Source organism: Streptomyces sp. NPDC003035 (assembly GCF_042888285.1).
Classification (GTDB): domain Bacteria; phylum Actinomycetota; class Actinomycetes; order Streptomycetales; family Streptomycetaceae; genus Streptomyces.
The window spans coordinates 495964-508848 of record NZ_JBIAPJ010000004.1 but is presented as its reverse complement, the minus strand read 5'-3'; the positions used below and the strand labels follow the sequence as shown (position 1 = coordinate 508848).

Genomic DNA, 12885 nt, shown 5'->3' with positions numbered 1-12885 from the left:
AACTACCTTGGTTTCCCAGGCAATTGGTCGTCCTTGATCATGCAGAAACGTGCCTGTCAACGAGTGCATATGCGACCGGCCCAACCACCCGACCTCGCCCTACTATCGGCTCGCCATGACAGCAGCAGGGAAGCACCAGGTGAGCCGGGCACAGACCCGGGGAAGCCGGCAGGGCCGAGCGGGCATCCGGGACGTGGCCGCGGCCGCCGGAGTCTCCATCACGACTGTCTCCGACGCGCTCAACGGCAAGGGCCGGCTCCCGGACGCCACCCGCCGCCACGTCCGCGAGGTCGCAGACCGGCTGGGCTACCGCCCATCCGCGGCGGCCCGCACGCTCCGTACCGGCAAGTCGGGCCTCATCGGCCTGACCGTGACGACCTACGGGGATGAACCTTTCACCTTCACCGAATTCGCGTACTTCGCGGAGATGGCCAGAGCCGCCACATCGGCCGCACTCGCGCGCGGCTATGCCCTGGTCATCCTCCCCGCCACCTCCCGCCATGACGTCTGGTCGAACGTCGCCCTCGACGGCACCATCGTCATCGACCCCTCCGACCACGACCCGGTCGTCACCGAACTCGTCCGGCAGGGCCTTCCCGTCGTCTCCGACGGACGCCCCGCCGGCACTCTCCCGGTGACCGCCTGGGTCGACAACGACCACGAAGCCGCCGTACTCGACCTCCTCGACCATCTCGCCGACGCCGGCGCCCGCCGGATCGGCCTGCTCACCGGCACGACCACCGACACATACACCCGCCTGTCGACCACCGCGTACCTCAACTGGTGCGAGCGGGTCGGACAGGACCCCGTCTACGAGTGCTATCCGGCGCACGATCCGTGCGCGGGCGCCGTCGCGGCCGACCGGCTGCTCGCCCGCCCCGACCGACCCGACGCCGTCTACGGACTCTTCGACCCCAACGGGACCGATCTGCTGGCGGCCGCCCGCCGCTACGGACTGCGCGTCCCGGAGGACCTGCTGCTGGTCTGCTGCAGCGAGTCGACCGTCTACGCCACCACCGAACCGCCCATCACGACGCTCTCGCTCAAACCCCGACGCATCGGCACGGCCGTCGTCCAGCTCCTCATCGACGCCATCGAGGGGAACGACACCGACGGACCGGTCGAGCAGGTCATACCGACCGAACTCATCGTCCGGACGTCCTCTCAGAGGCGTTCGCCGCGCACGACGGTCAGCCCGCCCAGGTCACCCTCGAAGGACTAGCGAAGGACCGGTACGCGCCGGATGCAACGGATGCCCGGATCGGGCCGGGCTCAAACCCGGCCCGGCCCGGCCCCGACCCTGGCCTAGACCTTCTCAATTCGGGCGAAACAACCGGTGAACCCGGAGTGGACCCGGATTCACCACCCCTGGTGCGTCACACAGGCGGACCCTCATTCCTATGATGGGCGCACGACACCGCGGACCACCCCGACCAGGCCGGTCCGCGATGTGCAGGGCATCGCGACGGTGGTGGAGGGGTCGATGACTCAGGGGGCCGGGCAGGAACCCGTGGTGCGCACGGCGACATTGCGTGACTTCCGCGTACCGCCGTACGCCCGGGTACCCGTGCAGGGCCATGCGGGCGAGCCTCCCTCCGAGGCCCCCGGTGGCCCGGTCGGCGCGTCCGTCGGGCCACTCGACCCCACCCTCCACCTCCCTCTGGCCGGCGGCGCGTCCTCCATCGTCGCCGTCGCCACCGGGCACCCCGGCAACGCCTTCCCGGACGGGGACCTGCCCGAGGGCTACACCCCCACCGAGCGTGACCTCCCGGTCATCAACCGGGGAGACACGGTGCAGGTCCGGGTCGACCCGGTCGCGGCTCCTGCCCCCGCGCCGGCCCCGGCAGGCGAAGGTCCCGGGCCGCTCTACGTGGTCGGCGACGTCCACGGCTATCTCGACGAACTCCTCGCCGCCCTGCACGCGCAGGGCCTCATCGACGAGAACGGCTCCTGGGCCGCCGGCAACGCCCGCCTCTGGTTCCTCGGCGACTTCACCGACCGCGGCCCCGACGGCATCGGTGTCATCGATCTCGTCATGCGGTTGTCCGCCGAGGCCGCGGCCGCCGGCGGCTACTGCAAGGCCCTGATGGGCAACCACGAGCTGCTCCTGATCGGCGCCAAGCGCTTCGCCGACACCCCGGTCAACTCCGGGGCCGGCACCGCCACCTTCCAGGCCGCCTGGCTGCTCAACGGCGGCCAGAAGCACGACATGGACCGCCTCCAGGACGTCCACCTGCAGTGGATGTCCCGGCTCGACGCCGTCGTGGAGGAGGACGGGCACCTCCTGGTGCACTCGGACACCACCGCCTACCTCGAGTACGGCAGCACGATCGAGGACGTCAACGAGACCGTCCACGAGATCATCAACCGGAACGACGCCGACGAGGTCTGGGACCTGTTCCGGAAGTTCACCAAGCGCTTCGCCTTCCGCGACGACGCCGGCCCCCAGGCCGTCCAGGAGCTGCTCGCCACCTACGGCGGGCGCCGGATCGTGCACGGTCACAGCCCCATCCCGTACCTCCTCGGACAGGTCGGGACGGAGGACGGTGAGGAGACGTCCGGTCCGGTCGTCGACGGTCCGCATGTGTACGCGGACGGCCTGGCGATCGCCATGGACGGCGGAGTGACCATGGCCGGAAAGTTGCTGGTCGTCCAACTCCCCCTGAACGGCTGACGCATAACCCTGCGCATCCGGGGAAGTCGATTTCGGGAAACCCCCTGTCACCCTGTGCCGTAACCGCAATACCATCGGCTCATCCGTAGCAGGCTCTCCTCCGTTTCCGCCCAACTGCCCGTTCTCCACGGACAATGCGGCCTTACGGAGCATCGGGGGATGCACATGAACGTGGCTCCGCACCTGCTGACCGAGGACCGCGCCGAGTACGAGCGCATCCTCGACGATGCACTGCGTCACGCGCACGACCGTCCGGATCTCGCCGAGATCGGGAAACGGCTCACGTCCGAACAGCTGCGCACGATGGCGCTGAGCGCGACAGCCCTGATCACCGCCGCGGCGGCGGTGGAGTACGACCACTTCGTCAAGGTCCGCGCGGAGGGCCGCTCGTCGAGCGGTACGAGCGTGATGGGCGCCGTTCTCGCGGCGGACGGGGAGGCGGCGGGCGGAGGTCCGGGCGCGGGCATCGTCGCGGTCGTCACGGTCCTCGCCCCGGTGCTCTCTGGCACGGCCGCGGTGATATTCCTGCTGGTCGGAGCCGTTCTCAAGGTGGTTTCCCCCACGCTCGTGTTCGCCGACACGCTGCTGACGGCGGGCTGGTTCTTCGGGGCCGTCGGCGCCGCCGGACTGCTCTGCGCGGCCGTCGGACTCCTCCTGACGGCCCTGCGCAACCGCTCCACGGAAGTGGGCGCCGGGGTCGCGGGCGAGCAGGACGACGAGCTCTCCCGGGCCCGCGACGCCTGGCGCCTCGCCCTGCTGGAACGGGGCATCCTGCCGTTCCTGCGGGAGGCCCTGGCCGACCCCGCCACGCGCCCGGCCCCGCCCCTGCCGCCGCAGCGCACGAACCGCATACCGAAGATCGGCTACAGCGGACCGAACTTCTCGAGCCCGAGCGAGGGCGCCTCGGGCACGCGCCCGAGATTCAGCAGCCCGGACTTCACCGGTCCCGACTTCGGGTCCCCGGAGAGCCGGTCCGCCGAGTGATCCGAACGAACACCGGCGGCGGGCACACGCGGGCCGCCGGGGCCGGGGGCGCCGTGCGCGTCCTGGGCGTCGTGGCGACCCTGGCGCTGCTGACCGCCTGCGGGGGCTTCGCGGGGTCCACCCGTCCGTGCACCTTGATCGGTTCGCCCGCCGGTATCCGGGTGGAGCTTGCTCCGGAACGGGCGGACAGGGCCACCGGTGCGAGACTCACGATCTGCTGGGACGACGTATGTCACCAGCGCACTCTGAGGCTCCGCACGGAAGCGCCGCCGGGCGACCCCGTGATGACGACGGAGAGCGCCGCCGCGGACCACACTCCCGAGCCCGCCAAGTCCATCGGTCTGCCCGGTTTCGCGGTCGTGACGGGCCTCCCCCAGAAGCCGGTACGGGTCACGCTGGTGCTCACGGACCGGCACGGCGCCGCGCTCCTCGACCGGCAGATCACCCTCACACCGAAGCCCACCCACCCCAACGGCCCCTCCTGCTCACCCGGCGGCCCGCAGGCCGGCCTGACGGTCACGAAGGACGGCTCACTGCTCCCCCTCTGAACGACGCACGGGACGCGTCTCTGGTCGCCGACTGTTGTCACGACTAGCGTCGGCTTCTCATCCACACCAGTACCGGGAGACTCATGCACGCCCGCGCACCACGGCTGACGACGACAGCCGTGACAGCTGTCATCGGAGTGTTCATCGCATCAGGGTGTGCCCCGGCGCAGGAGTCGAAGAACGACGGCGTAGCGCCAACCGCCACTCCTTCAGCCAAGGTTCCGGTGACACCCCTGACGGTGGCTCAGCTCAAGACCTTCGCCTTCAAGGACGGAGAAGTCCCGCAAGCCCACGAGCCCATCGAGGTGAGCGAACCGGCGCCCGAGGGCAGCGGGCGCAGCTTCCCGCCCATCTCCGAACCCTCTTGCCGGCCGCTCATCGACGTCCGCTCGGGCGAGGGTTCATTCGCTCATGTCTTCCAGACTTTCAACTGGAAGGAGAACATCATGGGCGGCGGCTCCACACTTGCCTCCTACCAGGCCGGCAAAGCCGAACAGCGCTTCGCGGAACTCAAGCAGGCCCTCGCCACCTGCCGGTCGTACGAGGGCGAGGGCTGGGTCGGGAAGTTCAAGGCGACAGTGAAGACGGAGGCACCGCCGCAGGTCGGCGACGAGGCCGTGGCCTTCCGCGAGATCATCCCCATGGGGCCGGAACAGCCCGGAGACCGGAACGAGCAGTTCATCGTGGTACGCACGGGGAACACCATCGCCACGTTCTCCGAGCTCAGCGTAGGCGCAGGCCTGTCGTTCCCCGCCGAGCTGGTCAGTCGCCAGGTGGAACGGCTGCGGAACGCTCAGCGGCCCTGATCACAGGCGAACGCGACCGGCCGACGACGCCCCCGTAGCCGTCGGCCGGTCACATCCCTCCCCGGTCAGTCCGCCAGCGGCAGGTAGACCCGGTTGCCCGCGGCCGCGAACTCCTTGGACTTCTCTGCCATCCCGGCCTCGATCTCCTCCGACTGGAGGTCGCCGCCGTGCTCGCGCCGGATGTCCTGCGAGATCTTCATCGAGCAGAACTTCGGGCCGCACATCGAGCAGAAGTGCGCGGTCTTCGCGGGCTCCGCCGGCAGCGTCTCGTCGTGGAACTCACGAGCCGTGTCCGGGTCGAGCGCCAGGTTGAACTGGTCCTCCCAGCGGAACTCGAACCGCGCGTCCGACAGCGCGTCGTCCCACTCCTGCGCCCCCGGGTGCCCCTTGGCCAGGTCGGCCGCGTGCGCCGCGATCTTGTACGTGATGACGCCGGTCTTCACGTCGTCGCGGTTCGGCAGGCCCAGGTGCTCCTTGGGCGTGACGTAACAGAGCATCGCCGTGCCCCACCAGGCGATCATGGCGGCGCCGATGCCGGAGGTGATGTGGTCGTACGCCGGAGCGACGTCCGTGGTCAGCGGGCCGAGGGTGTAGAACGGCGCCTCCTCGCAGATCTCCTGCTGGAGGTCGATGTTCTCCTTGATCTTGTGCATCGGGACATGGCCCGGGCCCTCGATCATCGTCTGGACGTTGTGGCGCTTGGCGATCGTGTTGAGCTCGCCGAGCGTCTTCAGCTCCGCGAACTGCGCCGCGTCGTTGGCGTCCGCGATCGAACCGGGGCGCAGACCGTCGCCCAGCGAGTACGTGACGTCGTACGTCGCCAGGATCTCGCAGAGCTCCTCGAAGTTCGTGTAGAGGAAGTTCTCCTTGTGGTGCGCCAGACACCAGGCGGCCATGATCGAACCGCCGCGCGAGACGATGCCGGTCTTGCGACGGGCGGTCAGGGGCACGTACGGCAGCAGTACGCCGGCGTGCACCGTCATGTAGTCGACGCCCTGCTCGGCCTGCTCGATGACCGTGTCCTTGTAGATCTCCCAGGTCAGCTCCTCGGCCTTGCCGTCGACCTTCTCCAGGGCCTGGTAGAGCGGCACGGTGCCGATCGGCACGGGGGAGTTGCGCAGCACCCACTCGCGGGTGGTGTGGATGTTGCGGCCGGTGGAGAGGTCCATGACCGTGTCCGCGCCCCACTTGGTGGCCCAGGTCATCTTCTCCACCTCCTCCTCGATGGAGGAGGTCACGGCGGAGTTGCCGATGTTGGCGTTGACCTTCACCAGGAACCGCTTGCCGATGATCATCGGCTCGATCTCCGGGTGGTTGACGTTCGCCGGGAGCACCGCGCGACCCGCGGCGATCTCCTCCCGTACGACCTCGGGGGAGACGTTCTCGCGGATCGCGACGTACTCCATCTCCGGGGTGATCTCGCCCCGGCGGGCGTACGCGAGCTGCGTCACCGCCTGGCCGTCGCGCCCCCGGCGGGGAAGCCGCGGACGGCCGGGGAAGACCGCGTCGAGGTTCTTCAGCCCACCGCCGCGCGGCGAGGTGTGCTTGATGCCGTCGTCCTCGGGACGGACCGGGCGGCCCGCGTACTCCTCGGTGTCGCCGCGGCCGATGATCCAGTTCTCGCGCAGCGGCGGCAGGCCCCGCCGTACGTCGGTGTCGATGGTGGGGTCGGTGTACGGACCGGACGTGTCGTAGAGCGTCACGTCCTTGCCGTTGGTGAGGTGCACCTGCCGGACGGGCACTCGGAGGTCGGGGCGCGAACCCTCGATGTACCCCTTGTGCCAGCCCGGCTTGCGCTCGTCCTGGCTGGTGGCAGGCGTGCGTGCATCCTGAATGGTCATGAGACCGATCTCCCTACGCCGGCATTACCCGGTAACAGGTTCGGCGGTCGGCGCAGCCTCCTCCCGTACGTACGTCAGTACGCGCGTACGGTGATCAGCGCCCTCTCAGCCCGGTGCTCCGAGCTCCCGCGTGTGCAAAGGTGCCACCACGCTAGCGTCAATCCGGCCGTGCTGAACAGTGGGCCCCCACCGTTCTTGCGATGATCGGTCGGTGACTTCCTCGCAGCAGACCCCAGAACCCGACGGCCACGGCGGACATGGCGGACATGGCGACGCGGGCCACGGGCATGGCCACGCCCACAGCCATGGGCCGGCCGCGCCCGTCTCCCGCCATCTGCGCAGGGTCATCGCCGCGGTGCTGATCCCGTTCGCCACGGCCGTGGTGGTCGGTCTCGCCGTCCTGTGGCCGGGGGGCGCCCCCGAGCACGAGCGCACCGGCGTCGGTTTCGACCGGCAGACCTTCCAGGGCAAGGTCGTCGCGGTCGAGCAGGTCGACTGCAGGGACGTGAACGCCGCCCAGGTCCCACCGACCGGGGACACCTCCACGCCCGAGGGCCGTGAGGCCGTCAACGCCCAGCAGGGGAAGTGCGAGAAGGCGACCATCGAGGTCTCCGACGGCCCCGACAAGGGCCGTACCTTCACGGAGATCGTGCAGCCGGACGCGCCCCGTCAACTGGATCAGGGACAGGGCGTGGTGGTGGCGTACGCCCCCGACGCCCCGCGCGACCTGCAGTATTCGGTGACGGATGTGAACCGCAAGGTTCCGCTGACGGTCCTCGCCCTGATCTTCGCGCTCGCGGTCGTGCTCGTCGGCCGGCTGCGCGGCGTGATGGCGCTGATCTCGCTCGCCGTGAGCTTCCTGATCCTGACCTTCTTCATCCTGCCGGCGATTCTCCAGGGCTCGAATCCGCTGGTGGTCGCGGTGGTCGGGTCCAGCGCGATCATGCTGATCGCGCTCTACATGTGTCACGGCCTGTCGGCCCGTACCTCGGTCGCGGTGCTCGGCACGCTGATCTCACTGCTGCTGATCGGGCTGCTCGGTTCGCTCTTCATCGGCTGGGCGTCGCTCAGCGGCAACACGGACGACAACACGGGTCTGATCCACGGCCTCTACCCGGACATCGACATGTCCGGCCTGCTGCTCGCGGGCATCATCATCGGTTCGCTCGGTGTCCTCGACGACGTGACGGTGACCCAGACCTCGGCGGTGTGGGAGCTCCACCAGGCCGATCCCCGGATGGGCCCCCGTGCGCTGTACCGGGCCGGGATCCGGATCGGCCGCGACCACATCGCGTCCGTGGTGAACACGCTGGTGCTCGCCTACGCCGGTGCGGCCCTGCCCCTGCTGCTGCTCTTCTCGATCGCGCAGAGCAGCGTGGGGACAGTGGCCAACAGCGAGCTGGTCGCGGAGGAGATCGTCCGGACGCTGGTGGGATCGATCGGTCTCGTCGCGTCGGTCCCGGTCACCACCGCGCTGGCCGCCCTCGTGGTCTCCGCCGACCGGCCGGGCGACCTCGCTTCCGAGAAGCGATCGTCCAAAGGTGGGCGCCGCCGCCGGGCGAAGTGATCGGCCGCTCCGGGCGCTCCCGGCCGGGGAGCGCGCCGGGGAGCGCCGGGCTCCCGGGGCAGCACGCCGGGGCGCTCAGCCTGCGTTCTCCTCTGCCAGAATCCGGCCGAGAGCGGCTTCCAGATGGCCTTCGAAGTCGCCCAGCGTTCGTTCCTGACCAAGCGGAACCAACCTGTCCGTACGGTCGAGGAAGGCGACGAGCGGCGGAGCGCTGGCCCGGAACAGGGCCCGGTCGCTGCCGACCTGGAGCCGGATGGAGACGTCCGAAAGTGCCTCGGGTGCGGTCGGCGCGATGTGCACATCACCGTCCCCGCTCGGTCGGTTGATCCCGTCCAGCAGCAGTTCCCGTCCGAACGCCCAGGTCACGGGCGCGTCTCCGGGGAGATGGAAGGTCATCCGTACCGCGTAGGGGTCCCGGGTCTCGTACCGGAGTTCCACCGGGATCCTGAAGGAGAGCTCCTCGGAGACGAGGAAGCTCATCAGGACCTCGGCCTGAACCGACTCTCGCATCATGTACCCCGCAGTAGATGAAGCAGTTGTGTAAACACGGCTGCTGAAAGGTGATCAAAAAGGCCAGGAATGATCCCCCATGGCCCTCTTGACGCAATCGTGGTGGAAGCGCTAGCAGATCACAAGGAGTGATTTTTCAGATACTGATAGAGAAAGCGAAGGAGCTGAACAACCTCCCGATCTCGTTGCGTAGCTGATCGACTGCGGGCAGCAACCGTTCTTCCTGGTGAAGAGGGAGGGAAATCGCCATGGCGGCCGCCGTGGACCCGGCAGTGATCGGGATGGCGGCACAGACCGTGCCGAGCGCATATTCCTGACGCTCCACCAGGGGCTCCATTCGCCCCATACCGCCCAAACGCTCCAAAAGCACCCGCCGGTTACGCACCGTATACGGAGTGATGGTTTCCACCGGATGGCGGTCGAGGTGGTCTTGACGACTCTTCAGATCCAGTTGACTGAGCAGGCACTGCCCGATCGCATGGGCGTGTCCGGTCTCGCGGAAGTCGGCCCACTCGTCCACGGCGGGAGTGGAGGGGGTGTCGGCGACGGCGACGAGCTCGATCTCACCCTCGCGGTAGATCGCGAAGTAGACAGGGACGCCGATCTCGTCGCGCCAGTGCGCGAGGGAGTCTTCGATCTTGGTGCGACGATTCTGCAGAACTCCACCGCCGGCCAGTCGGCCCGCCGCGTCGCCGAACACGAACACACCCTTCTCGCGGCGCAGATAGCCCTCGTGCGTCAGAGTGCGGAGCAGGTGGTACGCGGTCGGAAGCGGGAGCCCCGCCTCGCGCGCGAGCTGTTTGGCGGGAGCTCCGTCCTCGTGGGAGCCCACGGCCTCCAGGAGTCTCAGCGCCCGCTGCACCGAGCCGATCAGGGTAGGAACAGCAGACTGCGAAGCCGTGGCCAAAGGTCACCCCCAGGCGTGACGACGGGTGCCGCGCACCCGCCCGCGGGGGCCGCCCCCGCGCGCCCGCCGCGGCCTGGGAACCGGTGGGGTCCGGTGGCGGACCCGCCCGGGACAGGTGAAGAACGGCTGGTCAGCGCTGAGGTCTACGCCAGTTTCCCCGGGGCGGCAGAGATTCCACTCTAATGGGAGGCCCAGGGCATGAACGCGGATTCAACCACCGCGTCCCTCGGCCGGGCTAACAGCGAGCGGTCGGCTCATACCGGCGGGTAGCTTATGCTACCAGTCCTCGCGCGAGGCCGACGAGGAGGTGAACTTCCGCACGACGTAGATCAGTCCGCCGACGAGGGCGACGAAGACCAGCGCCTTGAAGAGCAGGCCGATCACGACCATCGCGATGCTGGTGATCAGGCCACCGAAGACGAGCAGGGCGATGACCGGTATCGCCACCCACTTCACCCACCAGGGCATCCCCGCGAGAATCTCTCGTACCGCCATCGCGCTTACCTCATCTCCCGCAGACTCCGCTCCGCGCACTCTGCGCCGAACACTCCCGATGCTAGGGGCGGTACCGGGGCCCGCGGGGGCCTCGCGTCCCTTGCTGTCCCCTGATCCGACCCCTAGGGGAGGTCAGGACTCCGGCGGGGAGAAGACCACCATGACCCGGAGATCCTCGGTGATGTGGTGGAACTTGTGGGCCACCCCGGCCGGCACATAGACCACGCTGCCGCGCGCGACCTGTGTCGTCTCCATCCCGACCGTGATCGCGGCACGGCCGCTCACGACGAAGTACACCTCGTCCTGACCATGCGGCTGCTGCGGGTCGAGGGAGCCCGCGTCGAGCGCGTACAGACCCACCGACATGTTCCGCTCCCGCAGGAACTGGAGGTACGCGCCGTCGTTGGCGGCGCGCTCCGCCTCCAACTCGTCCAGTCGGAATGCCTTCATCGTGCGTCCGCCCCTGCCCTTGGCCCGATCATGTCTGCCACGATCAGACACATGAAGAATTTCGTAGTCAAGACGCTCGCGAACGCGGGCGCCCTGGGAGTGGCCATCTGGCTGCTCCAGGACATCACCTTGACCGGTGACAGCACGGGCAAGAAGGCCTGGACGCTCATCCTCGTCGCCCTGGTTTTCGGGCTGGTGAACTTCTTGGTGAAGCCGGTCGTCAAACTGATCTCGCTTCCGCTGTTCATCCTCACCCTCGGCCTGATCACCCTGGTGATCAACGCCCTGATGCTGCTGCTCACCTCCTGGCTGGCCGACCAGCTCGACCTCAGCTTCCACGTCGAAGGCTTCTGGACCGCCGTGCTCGGTGGCCTGATCATCTCCGTCGTCTCCTGGGCGCTCAACGTCGTTCTCCCCGACGGGGACTGAGTGCGGACGATGACGTACCGCATCTGTTTCGTCTGCACCGGCAACATCTGCCGCTCGCCGATGGCCGAGTCCGTCTTCCGCGCGCGCGTGGAGGAGGCCGGCCTGGCGGGCGCGGTGGAGGTGGACAGCGGGGGCACCGGCGGCTGGTACGAGGGCGAGGGCGCCGATCGGCGCACAGTCGCCGTCCTGGAGGACCACGGTTACGCCTCCGCCCACACGGCCCGCCGGTTCCGTGCCTCGTGGTTCCCGGCGCTCGATCTGGTGATCGCCCTCGACGAGGGGCATCTGCGGGAGCTCCGGCGGCTCGCCCCGACCCCGGACGACGCGGCGAAGATACGGCTGCTGCGCTCGTACGACCCGGCGGCCGACGGTCCGGATGTGCCCGACCCGTACTACGGCGGGACGGAAGGGTTCGAGGAGTGCCTGGAGATGGTGGAGGCCGCGAGCGAGGGACTGCTCGCCGCGGTGCGCGAGAGGGTGGAGGAACGAGCGGCATGAGCACGGACGCAGTGGGCGACGGACTCGGTGAGGGGACGCGGGCGGTGCGCGCCGGGCTTCCCGAGCCGGTGAAGTACGAGCCGACCCTGCCGGGGCCGGTGTTCGCCGCCCACTTCCACCTCCCGGGCGACCCCACCGGCCCCTACACGTACGGGCGGGACGAGAACCCCACCTGGACCCATCTGGAACGCGCCATCGGCGAGCTGGAGGCACCGGGGGAGCCGGGCGTCGAGACGCTCGTCTTCGCCTCGGGCATGGCGGCCATCTCCGCCGTCCTCTTCTCCCAGCTCACGGCGGGCGACACGGTCGTCATGCCGGACGACGGTTACCAGGCGCTGCCGCTGCTCCACGAGCAGCTCAGGGCGTACGGCATCGAGGTCCGTACCGCGCCGACGGGCGGCGACGCCCAGCTGTCCGTACTGGACGGAGCCCGGCTGCTGTGGATCGAGACGCCCTCCAACCCCGGGCTCGACGTCTGCGACATCCGTCGCCTGGTGCGCGCGGCGCACGAGAGCGGAGCGCTCGTCGCGGTCGACAACACCCTGGCCACCCCGCTCGGCCAGCGCCCCCTGGAGCTCGGCGCGGACTTCTCCGTCGCGAGCGACACGAAAGGCATGACCGGGCACGGCGACATCCTGCTCGGTCACGTCAGTTGCCGCGATCCGCGACGGGCGGCGGAGGTACGGCGCTGGCGGAAGATCGTCGGCGCGATCCCCGGCCCGATGGAGGCCTGGCTCGCGCATCGCTCCCTCGCCACGCTCCACCTCCGCATCGACCGGCAGTGCGCCTCGGCCCTCGCCCTCGCGAAGGCCCTGGACGCGCGCGCCGAGGTGGCGGGGCTGCGCTATCCGGGACTGCCCGACGACCCCTCGCACGCGGTGGCGTCGCGGCAGATGCGGCGCTTCGGGCCCGTGGTGTCCTTCGTCCTTCCCGACCGGGCGTGGGCGGAGCGGTTCCTCGACGGACTGCGCCTCGTGGACGACGCCACCAGCTTCGGCGGTGTGCGCTCCACGGCCGAGCGGCGCGGACGGTGGGGAGGCGACTCCGTCCCGGAGGGTTTCATCCGCTTCTCCGTCGGCGCGGAGGACCCGGAGGACCTGATCGCGGACGTGCTGCGCGCCCTCGACGAGGCCGAGAAGACCGCCGGCTGACCTGCTGACGTACGGCCACCGCAGG

The 12885-nt window shown here is 69.3% G+C and carries 14 protein-coding genes and 1 riboswitch; of the genes, 9 read left to right on the top strand and 5 right to left on the bottom strand.

The window, feature by feature from the left end; all coding sequences use genetic code 11:
- Positions 1-115: 115 nt before the first annotated feature.
- The 5 genes from ACFYV5_RS15545 to ACFYV5_RS15525 all read left to right on the top strand — a co-directional run bounded on the left by ACFYV5_RS15545 (position 116) and on the right by ACFYV5_RS15525 (position 5012).
- Positions 116-1222 (top strand): LacI family DNA-binding transcriptional regulator, encoded by a 1107-nt coding sequence (locus ACFYV5_RS15545; protein WP_355110754.1) that lies wholly within the window; start codon positions 116-118, stop codon positions 1220-1222.
- Between the two features lie 261 nt (positions 1223-1483).
- Positions 1484-2674 carry a metallophosphoesterase gene (locus ACFYV5_RS15540; RefSeq protein ID WP_389168628.1) on the top strand — a complete coding sequence of 397 codons (1191 nt, stop codon included), beginning with the start codon at positions 1484-1486 and terminating at the stop codon, positions 2672-2674.
- A gap of 159 nt (positions 2675-2833) precedes the next feature.
- Positions 2834-3658, top strand: coding sequence for a hypothetical protein (locus tag ACFYV5_RS15535; protein WP_355110752.1), 825 nt, complete (start codon positions 2834-2836; stop codon positions 3656-3658).
- Positions 3655-4206 (top strand): hypothetical protein, encoded by a 552-nt coding sequence (locus ACFYV5_RS15530; RefSeq protein WP_389168626.1) that lies wholly within the window; start codon positions 3655-3657, stop codon positions 4204-4206. The genes ACFYV5_RS15535 and ACFYV5_RS15530 overlap by 4 nt, the downstream gene beginning before the upstream one ends.
- An 83-nt stretch (positions 4207-4289) precedes the next feature.
- Positions 4290-5012 (top strand): hypothetical protein, encoded by a 723-nt coding sequence (locus tag ACFYV5_RS15525; protein WP_389168624.1) that lies wholly within the window; start codon positions 4290-4292, stop codon positions 5010-5012.
- Between the two features lie 65 nt (positions 5013-5077).
- Here the strand turns inward: ACFYV5_RS15525 and thiC are convergent, their stop codons facing one another.
- A complete protein-coding gene (gene thiC / locus ACFYV5_RS15520; RefSeq protein ID WP_389168622.1) occupies positions 5078-6853 on the bottom strand; it encodes a phosphomethylpyrimidine synthase ThiC in 1776 nt (591 codons plus the stop codon).
- Positions 6847-6993, bottom strand: a riboswitch (TPP riboswitch). (Overlaps the previous gene by 7 nt.)
- A gap of 71 nt (positions 6994-7064) precedes the next feature.
- Here thiC and ACFYV5_RS15515 point away from each other — a divergent pair.
- A complete protein-coding gene (locus tag ACFYV5_RS15515; protein ID WP_355110748.1) occupies positions 7065-8420 on the top strand; it encodes a YibE/F family protein in 1356 nt (451 codons plus the stop codon).
- A gap of 75 nt (positions 8421-8495) precedes the next feature.
- On the opposite strand, the gene ACFYV5_RS15510 is transcribed toward ACFYV5_RS15515, so the two are convergent.
- From ACFYV5_RS15510 to ACFYV5_RS15495, 4 genes are all read right to left on the bottom strand, one after another.
- Positions 8496-8930 carry an SsgA family sporulation/cell division regulator gene (locus ACFYV5_RS15510; protein ID WP_355110991.1) on the bottom strand — a complete coding sequence of 145 codons (435 nt, stop codon included), beginning with the start codon at positions 8928-8930 and terminating at the stop codon, positions 8496-8498.
- A 136-nt stretch (positions 8931-9066) separates the two neighbouring features.
- A complete protein-coding gene (locus ACFYV5_RS15505) occupies positions 9067-9837 on the bottom strand; it encodes an IclR family transcriptional regulator (RefSeq protein ID WP_389168620.1) in 771 nt (256 codons plus the stop codon).
- A gap of 276 nt (positions 9838-10113) precedes the next feature.
- Positions 10114-10332: a DUF5326 family protein gene (locus ACFYV5_RS15500; protein WP_389168618.1), complete on the bottom strand. Its 219-nt coding sequence runs from the start codon at positions 10330-10332 to the stop codon at positions 10114-10116.
- A 132-nt stretch (positions 10333-10464) separates the two neighbouring features.
- Positions 10465-10782 carry a cupin domain-containing protein gene (locus ACFYV5_RS15495; RefSeq protein WP_355110745.1) on the bottom strand — a complete coding sequence of 106 codons (318 nt, stop codon included), beginning with the start codon at positions 10780-10782 and terminating at the stop codon, positions 10465-10467.
- A 51-nt stretch (positions 10783-10833) separates the two neighbouring features.
- Here ACFYV5_RS15495 and ACFYV5_RS15490 point away from each other — a divergent pair, with 51 nt between their 5' ends.
- From ACFYV5_RS15490 to ACFYV5_RS15480, 3 genes are read left to right on the top strand one after another with little or no spacing between them, the layout of a single operon-like run.
- Positions 10834-11211, top strand: a complete 378-nt coding sequence (locus tag ACFYV5_RS15490) for a phage holin family protein (protein ID WP_355110744.1) — start codon at positions 10834-10836, stop codon at positions 11209-11211.
- Between the two features lie 9 nt (positions 11212-11220).
- A complete protein-coding gene (locus ACFYV5_RS15485) occupies positions 11221-11709 on the top strand; it encodes a low molecular weight protein-tyrosine-phosphatase (protein WP_355110743.1) in 489 nt (162 codons plus the stop codon).
- On the top strand, positions 11706-12860 hold the full coding sequence (locus ACFYV5_RS15480; RefSeq protein ID WP_389168614.1) for a cystathionine gamma-lyase: 1155 nt from the start codon (positions 11706-11708) through the stop codon (positions 12858-12860). The genes ACFYV5_RS15485 and ACFYV5_RS15480 overlap by 4 nt, the downstream gene beginning before the upstream one ends.
- The last annotated feature ends 25 nt before the right edge of the window (positions 12861-12885 follow it).

Coding starts and splice junctions, on each gene's coding strand:
- ACFYV5_RS15545 (WP_355110754.1), top strand. CDS start 116: ATGACAGCAGCAGGGAAGCACCAGGTGAGCCGGGCACAGACCCGGGGA.
- ACFYV5_RS15540 (WP_389168628.1), top strand. CDS start 1,484: ATGACTCAGGGGGCCGGGCAGGAACCCGTGGTGCGCACGGCGACATTG.
- ACFYV5_RS15535 (WP_355110752.1), top strand. CDS start 2,834: ATGCACATGAACGTGGCTCCGCACCTGCTGACCGAGGACCGCGCCGAG.
- ACFYV5_RS15525 (WP_389168624.1), top strand. CDS start 4,290: ATGCACGCCCGCGCACCACGGCTGACGACGACAGCCGTGACAGCTGTC.
- thiC (WP_389168622.1), bottom strand. CDS start 6,853: ATGACCATTCAGGATGCACGCACGCCTGCCACCAGCCAGGACGAGCGC.
- ACFYV5_RS15510 (WP_355110991.1), bottom strand. CDS start 8,930: ATGCGAGAGTCGGTTCAGGCCGAGGTCCTGATGAGCTTCCTCGTCTCC.
- ACFYV5_RS15500 (WP_389168618.1), bottom strand. CDS start 10,332: ATGGCGGTACGAGAGATTCTCGCGGGGATGCCCTGGTGGGTGAAGTGG.
- ACFYV5_RS15495 (WP_355110745.1), bottom strand. CDS start 10,782: ATGAAGGCATTCCGACTGGACGAGTTGGAGGCGGAGCGCGCCGCCAAC.
- ACFYV5_RS15490 (WP_355110744.1), top strand. CDS start 10,834: ATGAAGAATTTCGTAGTCAAGACGCTCGCGAACGCGGGCGCCCTGGGA.
- ACFYV5_RS15485 (WP_355110743.1), top strand. CDS start 11,221: ATGACGTACCGCATCTGTTTCGTCTGCACCGGCAACATCTGCCGCTCG.
- ACFYV5_RS15480 (WP_389168614.1), top strand. CDS start 11,706: ATGAGCACGGACGCAGTGGGCGACGGACTCGGTGAGGGGACGCGGGCG.